At 47.4% G+C, this 13,587-nt stretch carries 10 protein-coding genes and 1 pseudogene; all 11 read left to right on the plus strand.

Features of this window, described 5'->3' with window-relative positions; translation table 11 throughout:
- Positions 1-116: 116 nt before the first annotated feature.
- The 11 genes and pseudogenes from ASG02_RS01170 to ASG02_RS01220 all read left to right on the plus strand — a co-directional run bounded on the left by ASG02_RS01170 (position 117) and on the right by ASG02_RS01220 (position 13,584).
- Positions 117-2,741 carry a glycosyltransferase gene (locus ASG02_RS01170; RefSeq protein ID WP_056060092.1) on the plus strand — a complete coding sequence of 875 codons (2,625 nt, stop codon included), beginning with the start codon at positions 117-119 and terminating at the stop codon, positions 2,739-2,741.
- The gene (locus ASG02_RS01175) at positions 2,738-3,742 is read left to right on the plus strand and encodes a bifunctional 2-polyprenyl-6-hydroxyphenol methylase/3-demethylubiquinol 3-O-methyltransferase UbiG (RefSeq protein ID WP_056060095.1); all 1,005 of its coding nucleotides are present in this window, start codon (positions 2,738-2,740) and stop codon (positions 3,740-3,742) included. Before ASG02_RS01170 ends, ASG02_RS01175 begins: the two co-directional genes overlap by 4 nt.
- Positions 3,637-4,953 (plus strand): glycosyltransferase family 4 protein, encoded by a 1,317-nt coding sequence (locus tag ASG02_RS01180; RefSeq protein WP_235513989.1) that lies wholly within the window; start codon positions 3,637-3,639, stop codon positions 4,951-4,953. The genes ASG02_RS01175 and ASG02_RS01180 overlap by 106 nt, the downstream gene beginning before the upstream one ends.
- A complete protein-coding gene (locus ASG02_RS01185; protein ID WP_056060100.1) occupies positions 4,950-6,203 on the plus strand; it encodes a glycosyltransferase in 1,254 nt (417 codons plus the stop codon). Before ASG02_RS01180 ends, ASG02_RS01185 begins: the two co-directional genes overlap by 4 nt.
- A 278-nt stretch (positions 6,204-6,481) precedes the next feature.
- Positions 6,482-7,774 carry a nucleotide sugar dehydrogenase gene (locus tag ASG02_RS01190; RefSeq protein WP_035409245.1) on the plus strand — a complete coding sequence of 431 codons (1,293 nt, stop codon included), beginning with the start codon at positions 6,482-6,484 and terminating at the stop codon, positions 7,772-7,774.
- Positions 7,771-8,571, plus strand: coding sequence for an ABC transporter permease (locus ASG02_RS01195; RefSeq protein ID WP_035409242.1), 801 nt, complete (start codon positions 7,771-7,773; stop codon positions 8,569-8,571). The genes ASG02_RS01190 and ASG02_RS01195 overlap by 4 nt, the downstream gene beginning before the upstream one ends.
- Positions 8,572-8,582: 11 nt before the next feature.
- Positions 8,583-9,323: pseudogene (tagH, locus tag ASG02_RS01200) on the plus strand (teichoic acids export ABC transporter ATP-binding subunit TagH); the annotation flags it as partial.
- Positions 9,324-9,435: 112 nt separating this feature from the next.
- Positions 9,436-10,536: a non-hydrolyzing UDP-N-acetylglucosamine 2-epimerase gene (gene wecB, locus ASG02_RS01205; protein WP_035409238.1), complete on the plus strand. Its 1,101-nt coding sequence runs from the start codon at positions 9,436-9,438 to the stop codon at positions 10,534-10,536.
- Positions 10,533-11,018 carry a hypothetical protein gene (locus ASG02_RS01210; RefSeq protein WP_035409236.1) on the plus strand — a complete coding sequence of 162 codons (486 nt, stop codon included), beginning with the start codon at positions 10,533-10,535 and terminating at the stop codon, positions 11,016-11,018. Before wecB ends, ASG02_RS01210 begins: the two co-directional genes overlap by 4 nt.
- Positions 11,008-12,396, plus strand: coding sequence for an MBOAT family protein (locus tag ASG02_RS01215; protein ID WP_056060103.1), 1,389 nt, complete (start codon positions 11,008-11,010; stop codon positions 12,394-12,396). Before ASG02_RS01210 ends, ASG02_RS01215 begins: the two co-directional genes overlap by 11 nt.
- Before the next feature lie 15 nt (positions 12,397-12,411).
- On the plus strand, positions 12,412-13,584 hold the full coding sequence (locus ASG02_RS01220; protein WP_056060107.1) for a DHHW family protein: 1,173 nt from the start codon (positions 12,412-12,414) through the stop codon (positions 13,582-13,584).
- Positions 13,585-13,587: the final 3 nt, after the last annotated feature.

Consider the following 13,587-nt stretch of genomic DNA (forward strand, 5'->3'; position numbering starts at 1 on the left):
GGAAAATCCAAAAAAGCTTCACTAAGTCTTTACAAAAACCTTGCAAGTCCTTCAAGTAGCCTTTGAATTGCTTCCGTAGACTAAAAAAGAGTTGAAAAGAGGAAGGGTGTTTACGTGTGAGTGATCAAAAATGGAAACGACAAATCATGCAACAACTGAACTGGGTTCGCGAAGAGAAAAAACGGCTCACAAGCGAGACGACAGCAAGTAAAGAGTCACTCGAAAAACTTCGTCAGCTGGACGTCTTGCGTCTGCCAACGGTTCGAACTTCTAAAAACACGACGACACGTTATCAACAAAATAGCCAAGCGTCATTACTAGATCAATTGGATGTCTCACATATTCCGGTACGGACGACGACGCGTTATTATGAAAAACGACCAATCGAGATGGCAATCGTCTGCTCGGAATTCATGTATGCCTATTATGAAGATGCCGTTCATCTCCATTATGTCAATGCGAACACATTCGAAGAAGTTTTCGAGCGCGAGATTGATCTCTTTTTGGTCGTATCTTCGTGGAAAGGATTACGAGGGGATGATTGGAAAGGTGTCGCCACACCAAATTCAAAGAAACGCCAACGGTTACTTTCGATGATGCAGGAAGTCAAAGCTAAAGGAATTCCAGTCGTCTTTCAATCGACGGAAGACCCGAGTAACCATGAACGGTTTCAAGACGTGGCTCAAGCTGCCAATTATGTCCTGACTTCAGATGAGGCGATGATTCCTGAATATCGTGTTTTATGTGGACATGATCGAATCATGGCGATGCCGTTTGGAGTCAATCCATTGATTCACAATCCGATTGGAGCGACACGTAGCCGAAAGAAGGGCGTTTTATTCGCCGGTAGCTGGATGGCGAAATATCCGGAGCGTGTGAAAGATACGGAGATGTTGTTTGATGGGGTCATGCAGTCTTCGCACGAACTCGATATCGTGGACCGGAATTATCATCTCGACTTACCAGCCTATCAGTTTCCGGAACGCTATCAATCACGGGTCGCACCAGCGATTCCTTATGATGCCTTACAACAAGTCAGTAAATGTTATGACTGGGTCCTGAACCTAAATAGCATCAAATATAGTAAGACGATGTGTGCCCGTCGCGTCTATGAATCGCAAGCACTCGGTAATTTGATCCTGTCGAATTACAGTATCGCCGTCAACAACGAGTTTCCGAACATCTTCACCGTACATGACGCACAGGAGGCGACGGCGATCGTAGAACGCACATCGCAAGAAGAAATCGAACGTTTACGAGCAGAAGGACTTCGTGCCGTCATGACGGAGCATACAGTCTTCGAACGGATGGATCAGATTCTAGCGTTCATTGGACGAGTACCTGAAACACGAAAACATCGTTTACTAATCGTTGTCGCTCAGGATGGGGAAGTCATTCGTGACGTGATCAATCGTCAAAGTCTCACACCAGACGAAATCGTCTCAGCGGATGCATTGACGGAGCAAACCTATGATCAAGCAGATCTCGTTGCTTGGATGGATGGGCATGAATCTTACGGTGAATATTATTTAGAGGACCTCGTGAATGGCTTTAAATATAGCGATGCCAGCATTGTCCGAAAGGGGAGCCAACATCCATATCATCTACATGAGATGAGCGGTAGCCGAAACGGTGCGATTATCTGGCGGTCAGATATCAAATATGACGCGTTCCAAGCAGGTGAATTGAACGGAAAAACGCTGTTGCTCGATCAATTTGAGTGGAACGAGCAGACGGTAGTTCCGACGGATCACACACCGCAACTGTCGGTCGTTGTTCCCATCTATAACAATGGGAAACATCTCACGTATAAATGCTTCGCCAGTCTAACACGGATGGATCGATTCATGGAGTCAGAGATTTTACTCGTAGATGATGGATCGACGGACATAGAGGCACGTCAAGCCGTAGAACGTCTCGCGCGACGTTATGGCAATGTCAGAACCTATTTCTTCGAGACAGGTGGTAGTGGTAGTGCTTCGCGTCCTCGCAACAAGGGAGTCGAGATGGCACGAGCTGACTATGTGACGTTCCTTGATCCAGATAACGAGGTACTCAGCGATCGTTATGCCTTTTTGCTTCAGGAATTAGAGAACGATCCCTCACTTGATTTTGTAGCGGGTCATATGAAAAAACTTGCCGAGAAGACGAGTATCATCGCCTTGCCGACGATTCGCAAACAAGGACGAACGGTTTGTGAAAATCCAAAAGCTTTTCTATTGAAACATCGCTTTGCGGTACAAAGCATTCAAGCACTCGTCGTCCGTCGTACCTTCTTGCTCGAACATCAATTGGAACAGGTCGTCGGTGCAGTCGGTCAGGACTCCTTGTTTTTCCAGGAATTGATGCTTCGCGCCAATCGTGTCTTACTCGTCAATCGGGTCATCCATTATTATTATGCAGCAGTTGCAGGATCGACCGTGAATGCATTGACGGTGAAATTTTTTGAACGCAGTGTTGTCCGAGAACGGGCACGAGCTGAGAAATTCGCTCGTTATGGAGTGCTTGAGGAATACAAGGAAACACGATTCGAGCATTTCTTCGAGCATTGGTATCTCGTTAAATTACGCTACTGCAGTGATAAGGATTTCGCACCAAGTGTCGCATTGTTGCGCACAATCATTGGTTTCTATGAACCGATCACATTGACGAACCCGTTGATCCGTCGATTCATGGAGCTTGCAGACCGTCAGGAGACAGATCGCCTTCAACATCTATTACTTGAGGAGGTGCAGAAATGACGGCATCGATGAAGACAGCACGACCAAAAGATCAAATCCGAGCAGCTTACTACGATCAATTAGGGGGGGTATTCGGTAAAAAAGTGCGCGCGCGTGTTCACTGGATCGTTCGACAAGCAAAAGGGGAGCACATTTTAGATATCGGTTGTTCCGGTGGAGTTGTTCCGATTTTGCTTGGACGGGAAGGGAAACATGTCGTCGGGATCGATGTATTACCAGAAGCGATCATCGAGGCCAAACAAGCGTTACTGGAGGAACCAACATCCGTAAAAGAAAAAGTGGAATTACATGAAGCAAATGTCATGACGTACACACCTGACATTCAATTCGATACAGTCTTGATGACGGAAGTACTGGAGCATATCGGGGAGCCGGAACGCTTCATCGCCCGTGCCGTCTCCTTCATCGCACCAGAAGGACGACTCGTCATCACAGTCCCATTTGGAGTGAACGATTATGCGGATCACAAACGGACGTATTATTTAAACCGACTGCTTGAACAGTTGACACCCTTCGGTAAAATCGAGACGGTCGAGCGGATTGATAAGTGGCTAGGGATCACGATTCAAGTCTATCCGGAACCTCGAGAGGGTCGAGCCATTTTATCAGCGGAAGTCGAATGGCTCGAAGACGCCTTTGAAGAGGTGGAACGATTGCATCTTGCAACGATCATTGATTTAAAACGCAAGCAACAGAATCTAGAACGAAAAGTACAGCGGTTAGCGGAACAAACAGATTTATTCGAGCAAGCACAAGCGGAATCACTACGTCATGAACAGCAATTACAGGAACAGCGTGAACAATATAAGATGCTCGAAGAACAATATGCCGCACTTCTTGATCGATTCGAAGCGTCATTGGTGTCAAATCTAGAATTGCTGGAGGTGAATGCATCATGGAAATCAAAATACCGCTCACTCGCGCGTTCAAAGCTCGGAAAAATCGTCGTCCGCTACTGGAAGTTCCGACGTCAACTCAAACAGCGCCGGAGTCGTCGATGAACGTCTTGATGATTTGTCAAAATTTCTATCCGGAAATTGGCAGTGCGGCAAACCGAATGAAGAATATCTTCAAGCGGATGGAACAAGCGGGAAGTGACGTTCATGTCCTGACGTCAGAACCGCTTTATCCGACGGCAGAACTTTATACGGACTCGATGTTCTGGGATGAACCGAGCCTCGACATGGCACATGTGACTCGTATCCAACCGCGTGACGTCCGGGCGACGAATAATTTATGGCGGCGCCTTCGCTTGTTCGTGGAACAATTCGTACTTGCGGTGAAAGAGGTTCGACATGATCCAAAATCCTACGCCTACATCTATGCGACGACGCCGTCTATCTTCATGGGGCTTGTCGGGGTCGTCGCGAAACATGTCAAAAAGGCTCCTTTGATTCTTGATGTGCGTGATTTATGGCCAGAATCGTTGATTGGCGTCGGCATTACGAAATCGCGTCTCTTATTGACTCCGCTCTACTGGCTTGAAAAGTGGATGTATCGACAGGCGGATCAATTGGTCATCAACAGTGAAGGTTTTCGATCGTATATCGAAGGACGAGGCATTGCACCGGAAAAAATTCATTATATCCCGAACTCGATCGAGGAAAACGAGTGGTTAATCAAACGTCGAAAAGTATCGGAACAAGTTCGCGTCGTGTATACAGGGAATATCGGGCTCGCGCAAGATGTATTCTTGTTACTCGATGTCGCACAGGAACTTCAGCAGGAGCAAGATATCTGCTTTCAAGTCGTCGGTTATGGTTATCACAAACAAACGTTCGAACGACTCGTTAAGGAACGAGGATTGACGAATATCGAGTTTCTTGACGCGATGCCACGCTGGGATGCATTGAAACAACTCGCGAAGAGTGACATTGCCTTTGCGACACTCGTCGAGAGTACAGCGTTCGATACAGTGACACCAGGCAAAATCATCGACTACATGGCGATGGGCTGTGCCATCGTTGGTGCGGTATCCGGTCATGCGGCGCATGTCATCGAAGAAGCAGGAGCTGGGTATGTCTCGATCCAGCGTAAAAAGGAAGAAATCGTTGCACAAATCCTTGAGTTATCTAGAAATCCAGAGAAACGTGCAGTGATGGGACGGGCAGGTGTAGATTACGTCCAACGCCATTTCGATTGGGAACAGAATGAACAGCGCTTGTTTGAAGCAATCAAACAAACGCAGTCACGAAAGGCGGTCGCAGAATGAAACGCATTGGAATGTTTGTTTGGAATCCTTTTACGAATGACGCCCGTGTCTTACGTGAATGTACGGCACTCGCCGAAGCAGGACACTGCGTGGATCTATACTGCTTAAATGACGGCACACTTCCGGAAGTCGAATTTCCGATGCCGGGGTTTCGCGTCATTCGAATCGACCGGACGCCACCTTTTGCAAGGTGGCTCCCGTTCTTTCGCAAACAAAAAAAACGGACACTTGCTATCGGAGTGATTGGTGCGCTTCTTGCACCTTGGCTCATTCCCGTGATGATCGTGCTCTTTTTGCTCATGCGAAGTCGATTCATCCGTTACGCCCTGTACAACAGTTTTGGCATTCTTCGCATGACACGTGCTGCCCGGAAGCATAATTACGACGTCATGCATGCGAATGATGTCAATACATTACCGCAAGCGATTGGGGCGGCACGTGGTACAAAAATCGTCTACGATTCACATGAAGTCCAAACCGATCGGACAGGCTATGGTAGCATGCAAGGGAAACTAGAACGGTGGCTGCTTCACTTCGTCGACCAGACCATCGTTGAAAATGACACGCGTGCAGATTATCACCAGAAGTTATACGGAACACGACCGTCCGTCTTACACAATTATCCGTTTTACGAATCAGACGTTCCGCAACCGCGACCGTTGCGAGAAGAGTTAGCACTTGCATCAGATGAGCCGATTTTATTATATCAAGGTGGGATTCAGGAAGGTCGTGGACTAGAGCGGCTCATTGAAGCAATGCCGTTCATCGATCGTGGAACATTGATTTTCGTTGGAGATGGAAAATTAAAAGAAAAACTGATGCAACTGGCTGCGCAATCATCGGAAAAGTCTCGCATCCGCTTCATTGAGAAGGTTCCGCTTGCTGAACTACCAAGCTATACGGCAGCGGCGACTGTCGGCTTTCAGGTCCTTCAAAACGTCTGCTTCAATCATTATTCAGCTTCTTCGAATAAACTATTCGAATACATGGCAGCGTTAATTCCTGTCGTTGCGGCAGACTTACCGGAAATCCGTCGTGTCGTCGAAACAGAAGGAATCGGTTTGATCGTCGATGTCGAATCGCCGCATAGTATCGCCGAGGCGGTCAATCGTCTAGTGAAGGATAAGAGCTTGCGCGGAGTGATGCAGGAGCGAGCAAGCGTAGCAAGGAGACAATACAACTGGGAGCAAGAAAAAGGCCGACTTCTTGCTGTCTATGACTCGATTTTCATGGAATCTGGGACAAAATAAGAAAAATAGTCAACGACTCGAAGGGAAATCCACGTGGAATGAAGGTGGATTCTTGACGGGTCGTTTTGTTTGATATGAATGGCAACGAAGTATTCGTGAAAGCTTCATAAGATTTACAAAAACAATAGAAAACGCTGGAAATGTAAGGTCTGTGAAGAATGGTTTAAGAGATGGTTAGAAGCATTGGAAAGCAAAGGAAATGTCGTTATGGTCTAGTTACAGCCAAGCCACAGACCGTTCGTTGGCTAGTATGACTAACTCGATGGAGGAATGACAAAATGAAACTTTGCACAATCGGACTAGGATATATTGGATTACCTTCTTCGGCGATGTTCGCGGATCACGGCACGGAGGTCGTCGGTGTCGACATCGATCCACACATCGTCAATCTTCTGAACACGGGAACGATTCATATTGAGGAACCAGGACTCGAGGATGTCATCAAACGAGTCGTCGCTAACGGAAAATTCCGAGCGACACTTACGCCAGAACGGGCCGATGTTTTCTTAATCGCCGTCCCGACGCCGAACTTGAACGATACGTATAAATCATGTGATTTAAAATACGTCGTGTCAGCCGTCAACAACATGTTGCCGTTCCTTGAAAAAGGAAACGTCGTCATCGTTGAATCGACGATCGCGCCACGCACTATGGACGATCATGTTCGTCCACTGATTGAAGAAGCCGGCTTTACGATCGGTGAAGACGTCTATGTCGTTCATTGCCCAGAGCGTGTGTTACCAGGGCAGATCTTACACGAGCTCGTTCATAACAACCGGATCGTTGGAGGATTGACACCGGCATGTGCAGAGGTAGGAGCAGCCGTCTATGAAACATTCGTTCAAGGAGAAATCGTTCGGACCGACGCGAAGACAGCCGAAATGTCGAAATTGATGGAAAATACGTTCCGTGATGTCAACATCGCACTGGCAAATGAATTGACGCAAGTATGTCACCAGCTTGAGATCAACGTCTTAGATGTCATCGAGATGGCAAACATGCACCCACGTGTGAACTTGCATCATCCAGGACCGGGTGTAGGTGGTCACTGTCTCGCAGTCGATCCGTACTTCATCGTCGCAAAAGTCCCATCACTTGCACGCATCATTCATACGGCACGACAAACGAACGTCCAAATGCCACAATTCGTCGCTGAACAAGCCGCTCGTCTCGTCGGTTCACGTGTTCGTCCAAAAATCGCTGTCTTCGGTGTGACGTATAAAGGAAATGTTGACGATATGCGCGAGAGCCCAGCTGTCGAAGTCATTGAACAATTGCTCGATCGTGGACTCGATGTCGCGGTCTGTGATCCACACGTCGAGCATTCCATCTCGACACGCTTTGAACTCGTTGATGAAATCGAAGCGATCCAAGACGCCGATCTAGCACTCGTCTTAGTCGACCACGATGAGTTCAAACAATTCGATTCACGTCGTTTCGCAAACTACATGCGGACACCGTTACTCTTCGATACAAAAGGAATTGTCCGTGAACTCGATGCGGTCAAGGTCCTCAACTTCGGTAACTTGCATACGCACCGCGTGACGGAAGTGGATGCAAAAGCAATATGAACGCGTTACGAACGATTGGAGGGGAGCTGAAAGATCATCTGTATCTGATCTTTCGGCTGTCACTCTATGAAACAAAAAGTCAGTATAGCATGCAGTATTTAGGTTGGTTTTGGGAGATCATGACGCCACTCCTCCAGATCGGGGTGTACTGGGTCGTCTTTGGTTTTGGAATCCGTGGTGGACATCCTGTCGATGGAATTCCATTCGTCTTTTGGCTCGTTAGTGGACTGATCGCATGGTTCTTCATCGGAAGCACGATTCCAAGTGGATCACGGTCGATCTACGGTCGGGTCGCGCTCGTCTCTAAAATGCATTTTCCGTTGAGTACGATTCCGGCATATGTCATTTTGGCTCAATTCTATCGACACCTTGCGATGATTGCCCTGACGATCGTTTTAGGAAGTGCATTTGGTTACTTCCCAGGATGGCATACGCTCGAGCTGTTTTATATCGTTCCAGCCGGCGTCATCTTTCTTTATGCCGTCTCGTTGTTATTGTCGGCTCTTGCTACGATGATCCGAGACGTCCAGAACATGGTGACATCCGCGATAAGGATGCTGATGTATTTAACGCCGATCATGTGGATTCCCCCAGAACATTCACTGTTTAAGATGCTATTGATGTTGAATCCACTCGTCTATTTGATTGAGGGGTACCGCTCCGCCTTGATCGGAACCGGTTACTTGATGGATCACATCTGGTATGGCGCTTATTTTTGGAGTGTGACACTCGGTATCCTGCTCGTCGGAGCAGCGGTCCATATTCGTTTCCGACGCTACTTCATTGATTATGTATAGGAGGAAAGACGATGAGTCACGTCGTGTTTGAGAACGTTTCAAAACGGTACATGCTCTATGAGCGTCCAATCGATAAATTAAAGGAAGTGCTCTTTGGAAAAGTGAGCGGAAAATCCTTTTATGCGCTCAAAAATGTCTCCTTCTCTGTTGAAGAGGGAGAAATCGTGGGTGTTGTAGGCATCAACGGTAGTGGGAAATCAACGTTATCCCATTTACTTGCTAACGTCACACCGCCTACGTATGGATGTGTCACGCTAGGAGGAAAATCAGCACTGATTGCCATCTCAAGTGGATTGAACAGTCAACTGACAGGTCGCGATAACATCGAGCTCAAAGGATTGATGATGGGACTGACCAAACGGCAAATCGAGGAGATCACACCGGAAATTCTCGAATTCGCGGATATCGGAGAGTTCATCGATCAGCCAGTCAAAACCTATTCGAGTGGGATGCGGGCACGTCTCGGTTTTGCTATCTCGATCAATATCAATCCGGATATCTTGATCATCGATGAAGCCTTATCTGTCGGCGATCAAACATTTACGGAGAAGTGTCTCGATAAGATGCGCGAATTCCGGGATCAAGGAAAAACGATTTTTTTCGTCAGCCATTCTTTGAATCAAGTCAAAAGCTTTTGTACGAAGATCCTTTGGCTGGAATACGGTGAAGTGCGTTTATTTGGTCCAACGAATGAAACACTCGCGGAATACAATAAATATTTATATTGGTACAAACAGTTATCCAAAAAGCAAGCCACTCACTATGTTTCGAAAAAACGAACCGGTCGAATCGGTGACATTGAGCAACAGATGAGAGGCGAGACGATCGAACGATCGTCATGAAATGAGATAGGGGATGAAGTAGATGAAACGTGTCATGCTCGTATTCGGAACACGACCTGAGGCCATTAAGATGGCACCTGTCGTAAAAGCACTTGAAAACCGCCCAGACGTCGAACCGATTGTCGTCGTAACGGCGCAACACCGGGAAATGCTTGATCAGGTACTCGAATTGTTCCAGATCACTCCGGACCATGACTTGGATTTGATGCGTCCGCGTCAAACGTTAGAGGAGATGACGGCACGTATTCTGAATGCGATGCGTCGTGTCCTCGAAAAGGAACAGCCGGATCTCGTTCTTGTCCATGGGGATACGACGACGACGTTCGCTGCTTCGTTAGCGGCATTCTATCAACAGATTCCAGTCGGTCATGTCGAAGCAGGACTGCGGACATATGAAAAGTATGCACCGTTTCCGGAAGAGATGAATCGTCAATTGACAGGTGTGTTGGCGGATTATCATTTTGCTCCAACCGAACAAGCGGCGATGAATTTACGTGCTGAGAACAAACAGACACCAATCATCGTAACGGGTAATACGGTCATTGATGCACTTAAGACAACCGTTTCTGCTAGCTATACGCATCCTGTTCTGACACGACTTGAGAAGTCGGGGCGAAAACTCGTCTTGCTGACGGTTCATCGTCGTGAGAACCATTTACAACTGGCAACGATTTTTGAAGCGATTGAACAGTTGGCAAATGATCATCCGGAAATAGAAATCGTTTATCCAGTCCATCCGAATCCAGTCGTGCTAGAAGCAGCAGCTCGCCTAGAGCATCATCCACGGATTCAGTTGATTGAGCCGCTTGATGTCTTTGATTTCCACAACCTGGCAGCTCGTGCTTCCTTCATCCTGACAGATTCAGGCGGGATTCAAGAAGAAGCGCCTTCACTCGGTGTTCCCGTTCTTGTCTTACGGGAGACGACGGAACGACCTGAAGGCGTCGAAGCAGGAACCTTGAAACTGGTCGGTACGAATCCAGAGCATATCTATGCGATGAGCCATCAATTATTGACGGACGAAATCTTCTATCAATCGATGGCGCAAGCCGCGAATCCGTATGGCGATGGACAGGCAGCAGAACGAATCGTCGATGCGATCATGAGTGAGGTACCGGTATGAATAAGGAGCTGACCGTCGCGAGCTATCAGTTTTTTCCGTTCGGTACTCAGGAAAAGATTTTGCTCGAAGATGCAGCGCCGGGGGTGTGTTTTGATTTTCAGGATGCGATAGCGACTGACAAACTGTATCTGCAACTGTTCGATCAAGGCTTTCAACATCCGCCTTCAAAACTGTATCGAAAAGATGCTGAACTGATAGGTGACATCATTCAGGTAACGTGCCGTTTTGAAGTGGCGGAACCATGTCTCGTTCAAGTATTCAAGATGCAGTATGGGCAAAAGAAGCGGATGGTCTCTGAGACGGAGCATCTGACGTTGACGAATGAGACGATCGTCCAGTTCGAGATGGAGCGTGTGCCAGGAGCGGTTTATTTCAAAATGGCCTGGAAGTTTTTAAACGAAGGGAGCTTCCGGGTCCATCTCCGCGAACTCGCCATCGCGCAATACGTCAAGGCAGAGGAGGAAGCAACCTATGCTGTTTAGTTCGACGATTTTTTTATTTTTGTTCTTGCCGACAGTACTGCTCGTGTACTACGTGTTGCCTCGGACATTCCGTAACGGCTGGCTGTTAGTTGCCAGCCTGTTCTTTTATGCATTCGGAGAACCACGCTTTGCCTTACTGATGCTACTCAGCGTCACGATCAATTACTTCTTTGCCTTATTCGTTAATTTCTACCGGCAACGTGTCGGAGTGAAGTGGATCATGTTCAGCATGATCGTCGTCAACCTTGGATTGCTCGGTTGGTTTAAGTACAGCGGATTTTTCGTCCGCTCCGTCAACGAATCGTTTGGTCTGAGTTGGTTCATTCCAGAAGTCGTCTTACCGCTTGGAATTTCCTTTTATACATTCCATGCGATGAGTTACGTCATCGACATTTATAAAGGGAAGGAAGCGGTGCAAAAGAATCCACTCGACCTCGCCCTTTATATCGCGTTTTTCCCGCAACTCGTCGCGGGGCCAATTGTCCGCTACAACACGATTGCGAGTCAGATCGAGTGTCGTCAAGAGACGGTATCTGATTTTGCACGTGGTGTTCGCCGCTTTACGATTGGTCTATCAAAAAAATTGATTCTTGCGAACGGATGTGGTCAGGTCGCAGACGCTGTTTTTAATATGAAAGACCTTTCGATGGGGCTAGCATGGATTGGAATCATCGCTTATGCCTTACAGATCTATTTTGATTTTTCGGGCTATAGCGATATGGCGATTGGTTTAGCACTGATGTTCGGATTTCATTTCTTGGAGAACTTCAACTACCCATATATTTCAAAATCCGTGTCAGAATTTTGGCGTCGATGGCATATTTCGCTCGGCTCTTGGTTCCGCGACTATGTTTATATTCCGTTAGGGGGAAACCGTGTATCGCCGTGGCGGCAGTATCGAAATCTGGCGATCGTCTGGATGTTGACGGGCCTTTGGCACGGTGCGAGTTGGACATTCGTCGCGTGGGGCGCATATTACGGAGTTTGGATCATGCTCGAGAAGGCATTTCTCGGGAGATGGCTCGAGCGTATGCCTGTCGTCTCGACAGTCTGGACGCTCATCCTCGTGCTCGTCGGTTGGGTCTTTTTCCGCTCAGAGACGTTTCCAGAAGCCGTTATGTATATTCAAGCAATGTTCGTACCGGATGTGCTATGGGATGAACGGGCGAGTTACCAACTCGTTCAGAACGGAGTCCTACTACTTGTCGCGTGTATCGCTGCGACACCGATTCCGAAGTATCTCGGAGAACGTGTCGTCGTCTCTCTCGGGAAGATCGGAACAACGATGCAGTATGGGTACGCCATGTTGATGTTGTTCCTTGCGACATCGGCACTCGTTGCGAGCACGTTTAATCCGTTCATCTATTTCCGGTTCTAAAAAGGAGGACTATCCATGGAGCAGCCATTGATGAAAACGCAACAGGAGACGAATCAGACACCTTCTTTCGAGCGAATCATGATGTGGGTGACGACTGTCAGTTTTATTCTCGTCTTACTGACGATCGGACTCGGAACGCTTGTCCGGGAAGACCGTGTCCGGTCCCAGCTGGAAAATCGTACACTTGCCCAGTCCGTTGAGCCCACCGTCGAGGGAATCGCGACAGGCAAGGATATGCTCAAAATGGAGACCTATTTCACGGATCAATTACTGTTGCGAGGAACGTTCGTCGAGATACAGGCGCTTTTATCAAAAGATGTCTTTCGACAGCCGTTTCGTAATGGCATTTATACGGCAAAAAACGATTATATGATTGAACCGAGTGCATCAGGAAACGTAAAAATTCCGCAAGCATTCAAACAATTCGTTGGAGAAGTCGATCGTCCGGTCTATATGGCGTTAGCACCGTCTAAAACCGTCATCGCAGAACGGGACAAACTAATTCCGTCTTATGTCGCTTCCAATGCAAACGAGCGCTATGAAAAAATGGTACGAGACTTTCAAGCGGCGGGGATGACCAATCTTTCTTTGCAAGGATTGAAGTTAAGTGGCTACTTCAAGACAGATCATCACTGGAACATCGACGGTGCAACAGAAGCTTACCAAGTCATCACGAAAAGAATGGGACTGTCAAAGACGTTACCTGAGACGAAGTGGCGGAAGGAAGATCAACACGCCTACTATGGATCATTAGCACGAAAAACGACGCTCTCCTATGCGGCGTCCGGTGACCGTCTAGATTACTACGCCCCTGCGTTCTTCAACGGTATCGATGTTTGTTATGAAGGGAAATGTGGACGTCCTGTCATTGATGAATCATTCGTCAAACAAGAAGGTGATTATGTCGATCGATATGAAGTATTTCTTCGCGGAAACCACGACATCATGTCAATGAAGTCAGCGGCGAATCGAAATCGCCCGACTATTTTGGTTTTAAAGGATTCGTTTGCAAATCCTGTGTTACCATTGCTTGCGAAAAGTGCCAACTTAGAAGTCGTGGATATTCGATACGTTCCAAAATCATTTGATGTTTCCCGATTTGCCAAACAAAAGCAGATCGATTCGGTGCTGTTTCTGCACAACTCGAACATTGCCGGTTTGATGAAGACGTACGAGGACAAATTGTGAAGG

Origin of the sequence: Exiguobacterium sp. Leaf196 (assembly GCF_001423965.1) — a bacterium.
Taxonomy (GTDB): Bacteria; Bacillota; Bacilli; order Exiguobacteriales; family Exiguobacteriaceae; genus Exiguobacterium_A.

Excerpts from the sequence above, each read along its gene's own strand:
- ASG02_RS01175 (WP_056060095.1), top strand. The coding sequence starts at position 2,738 with ATGACGGCATCGATGAAGACAGCACGACCAAAAGATCAAATCCGAGCA.
- ASG02_RS01180 (WP_235513989.1), top strand. The coding sequence starts at position 3,637 with ATGGAAATCAAAATACCGCTCACTCGCGCGTTCAAAGCTCGGAAAAAT.
- ASG02_RS01185 (WP_056060100.1), top strand. The coding sequence starts at position 4,950 with ATGAAACGCATTGGAATGTTTGTTTGGAATCCTTTTACGAATGACGCC.
- ASG02_RS01190 (WP_035409245.1), top strand. The coding sequence starts at position 6,482 with ATGAAACTTTGCACAATCGGACTAGGATATATTGGATTACCTTCTTCG.
- ASG02_RS01195 (WP_035409242.1), top strand. The coding sequence starts at position 7,771 with ATGAACGCGTTACGAACGATTGGAGGGGAGCTGAAAGATCATCTGTAT.
- wecB (WP_035409238.1), top strand. The coding sequence starts at position 9,436 with ATGAAACGTGTCATGCTCGTATTCGGAACACGACCTGAGGCCATTAAG.
- ASG02_RS01210 (WP_035409236.1), top strand. The coding sequence starts at position 10,533 with ATGAATAAGGAGCTGACCGTCGCGAGCTATCAGTTTTTTCCGTTCGGT.
- ASG02_RS01215 (WP_056060103.1), top strand. The coding sequence starts at position 11,008 with ATGCTGTTTAGTTCGACGATTTTTTTATTTTTGTTCTTGCCGACAGTA.
- ASG02_RS01220 (WP_056060107.1), top strand. The coding sequence starts at position 12,412 with ATGGAGCAGCCATTGATGAAAACGCAACAGGAGACGAATCAGACACCT.